Consider the following 3,478-nt stretch of genomic DNA (forward strand, 5'->3'; position numbering starts at 1 on the left):
GCTGCTGATGGGCGAAGACCCGCCGCGCTACGGCAATGCGCATCCGTCCATCGTGCCTTACGGCGTGTTCGATGCGGCCGATGGCCCCATCGTCATCACCGTGGGCAACAACGCGCAGTTCCAGCGCTTTTGCACCGAGGTGATCGAACGGCCCGAGCTGGCCGCCGACGAGCGCTTCAAGACCAACCTCGGCCGCTCGGCCCACCGTGCCGAACTGCTGCCGGTGCTGCATGCCGAGCTGGCCCGCCGGCCGCGTGCGCAGATGCTGGCCGCGCTGTCGACCGCCGGCATTCCGTGCGGCGAGGTGCTGGGCCTGCATGAGGCGCTGACCTCACCGCGCGCGGTGGAAGGCGGTCTGGTCACGGTGCAACCGCACCCGGTGGCCGGCAGCACCCATGTGCTGGCGCCGCCGTACCGCATCGATGGCGAACGGTTGCCGGTGCGCCGGCCGCCGCCGCAACTGGGCGCCGATACCGAGGCCGTGCTGCAGGAGTTGCTGGGCGACCAGCGGCCGGGCCGCCGCTGAGATCCGATCCCACCTGGCCAGCCGATCCTGTTGAGACCTTTCTTTCGATGCGTGCCGGCCGCCGTGCGCGGCACGCTGCTTCCTACCTTGCATAGCCAGGAGTTCCGCATGCAACGCATCACCGCCCTTCGCCCCGCCAGTGCCCTTCGCCGCAGCCTCGTCGCCCTCGCGCTGGCCGTGCCCGCACTGGGCGCGATGGCGCAGGCCTACCCCGCGAAGATGATCACCATCGTCGTGCCCTTCCCGCCGGGCGGCCCCACCGACACGGCTTCGCGCATCGTGGGCCAGCGCATGAGCGAACTGCTCAAGCAGCAGGTGATCGTGGAAAACCGCGCCGGTGCTTCGGGCGCCATCGCCGCCGCTGCCGTGGCCAAGGCCGCGCCCGACGGCTACACACTGATGATGCTGGCCACGCCCACGCTGCTGGCGCCGCACCTGTACAAGACGGCCAAGTACGACATCCAGAAGGACTTCACGCCGGTCGGCACCACCTACGACCTGCCCATCGTGATGGTGGTCAATCCGCAGTCGCTGCCCGACGTGACCACGCTGCCGCAGCTGATCGCCAAGGCCAAGGCCACCAACCCGCCGCTCAACTACACCAGTTCGGGCCAGGGCAGCTTTGGCCACCTCACCACCGAATCGCTGAAGATGCTGGGCAAGTTCGAGATGAGCCACGTGCCCTACCGCGGCGGCTCGCCAGCGGTGACCGACGTGATCGGCGGCCAGGTGCCGGTGATGTACGCCGACATGGTCGCTGCGCTGCCGCACATCAAGGCGGGCAAGCTGCGCGCCATCGCCGTGGGTTCGCCGCAGCGCCTGCCTTACCTGCCCGATGTGAAGACGGTGTCGGAGCAGGGCTTCCCGGGCTTCGACGCGGTGTCGTGGGGCGGCCTGCTGGCGCCGGCCGGCACGCCGGCGCCGGTGATCAGCAAGCTCAGCGAAGCGCTCAAGCAGACCCTGGCCGAGCCCGAGATCCAGGAGAAGCTGAAGAACGCCGGCACTTACGCCGCCTGGCAATCGCCCAAGGACACGGCCGAGCGCATCCGCCGCGATGACGAGAAGTGGGGCAAGGTGATCCGCGACAAGGGCGTGTCGATCGAGTAAACGCGCCATGGCTTCCACCGCGATCACCGAGATGTTCGGCATCCGCCTGCCCATCGTGGCCGGCGGGCTGATGTGGCTGTCCGATGCCCGTTACGTGGCCGCGGCCTCGCGCGCGGGCATCCTGGGCTTCATCACCGCAGCCAGCTTTCCCGAGCCGCAGGCGCTGCGCGACGAGATCCGCCGCTGCCGCGACCTGTGTGAAGGCGGGCCCTTCGGCGTCAACGTGTCGATGCTGCCCAAGCTGGTGCCGGGCGAGCGCACGCAGGCGGTGTTCGAGCTGATCGCCGAAGAAGGCGTGCGCTTCGTCGAGACCTCGGGCCGCAGCCCCGAGGCTTACCTGCCCACGCTCAAGGCGGCGGGCATCCAGGTGCTGCACAAGGTGCCGGCGGTGCGTTACGCGGTCAAGGCCCAGTCGCTGGGCGTGGACGCAGTGGCCATCGTGGGCGCCGAGTGCGGCGGCCACCCGGGCATGGACATGGTGGGCAGCATCGTCAATGCGGCCTGGGCGCGCGAGCAGCTGCACATCCCTTACCTCATCGGCGGCGGCATCGGCTGCGGCTCGCAGGTAACGGCCGCGCTGGCCATGGGCGCAGCCGGCGTGGTGGTGGGCACGCGCTTCACCGTGGCTGAAGAGATCTGGGCGCACGAGGACTACAAGCGCCGCCTGGTGCAGGCCCAACCCACCGACACCACGCTGCTGATGCACACGGTGCGCAACACCGTGCGTGCGCTGCGCAACGAGACGACCGATGCGGTGCAGGCCATCGAGGCCAGCCAGCCCGGCGTCACCATCCAGGATCTGCTGCCCCTGGTGGCCGGCCGCATCGGCCGCCAGGCTTATGAGACCGGCGACACCCGCCACGGCGTGCTGTCGGCCGGCCATGCGCTGGCCTTCACCGACCGCATCGAGCCGCTGGCCGCCATCGTGCAGCGCATGCAGGCCGAGATGCGGGCCGCCGTGCAACGCATTGCCCCGCCGCAGGCCGTGCCGGCCTGAACCTTCACGCACACCGGGCGTCCGACCCGGGCAGGAGACAACGCCATGACCCACCCCGCCGACACCGTGCAAGCCCCCTTCCGCGCCGGCCCGCCGGTGCGCAGCCTGGCCGACGTGCAGCGCATCGAAGCCGCGATGCCGCTGGAGCAGGCCATGCCGGTGCGCAGCACCTATGAGCTGTTCCGCAACTCGGCCGCGGCCTTTGGCGACAAGACGGCGCTGACCTTCATCCGCAGCGTGGAAGAAGCCGACCGCCCGCTGCGCTGGAGCTACCGCCAGCTGTTCGAAGGCATCCACCAGACGGCCAACCTGCTGCACAGCCTGGGCCTGCAGCCGCAGCAGGCGGTGTCGGTGCTGCTGCCCGCCTGCCCCGAGTACCACCTGGCTTTGTGGGGCGGGGAAGCGGCCGGCATCGTGCAGCCGCTGAACCCGCTGCTCAATGATGACAAGCTGGCCGCGCTGATGAATGCGGCCGGCAGCCGCGTGCTCATCGCCTGGGGCGCCGATGCCGAAGCCGGCTATTGGCAAAAGGCCATGCGCCTGCGTGAGCGGGTGCCCACGCTGCAGGCGGTGCTGCGCGTGCTGCCGCACGATGCGCCGCCCGCGGTGGAAGGCCCGCTGCCCGAGGGCGTGCTGGACTTCGGCCAGGCGCGCGCCGCGCAGCCGGCCGACCGGCTGGTCAGCGGCCGCGTCATCCAGCCCGAGGACATCGCCGCCTACTTCCACACCGGCGGCACCACGGGCGACCCCAAGCTGGCGCGCCACAGCCACCGCGCGCAGGTGTTCACCGCCTGGGCCAGCGTGCAGGTGCAGGGCCTGACCGACCGCGACATCGCCATCAACGGCTA

At 70.4% G+C, this 3,478-nt stretch carries 4 protein-coding genes; all 4 read left to right on the forward strand.

Annotation, left to right across the window (positions count from 1 at the left end):
- Positions 1-526: CoA transferase (locus tag ABNT58_RS12290; protein WP_348753763.1), on the forward strand; the 526-nt coding region annotated here is incomplete at its 5' end.
- A 108-nt stretch (positions 527-634) separates the two neighbouring features.
- The gene (locus ABNT58_RS12295) at positions 635-1,633 is read left to right on the forward strand and encodes a tripartite tricarboxylate transporter substrate binding protein (RefSeq protein WP_348753764.1); all 999 of its coding nucleotides are present in this window, start codon (positions 635-637) and stop codon (positions 1,631-1,633) included.
- Positions 1,634-1,640: 7 nt separating this feature from the next.
- Entirely contained in the window at positions 1,641-2,630 is a 990-nt protein-coding gene (locus ABNT58_RS12300; RefSeq protein ID WP_348753765.1) for a nitronate monooxygenase, read from the forward strand.
- A gap of 45 nt (positions 2,631-2,675) precedes the next feature.
- Positions 2,676-3,478: AMP-binding protein (locus ABNT58_RS12305; protein WP_348753766.1), on the forward strand; the 803-nt coding region annotated here is incomplete at its 3' end.

The sequence above is a fragment of the uncultured Aquincola sp. genome, assembly GCF_964001545.1.
Lineage (GTDB): Bacteria > Pseudomonadota > Gammaproteobacteria > Burkholderiales > Burkholderiaceae_C > Aquincola.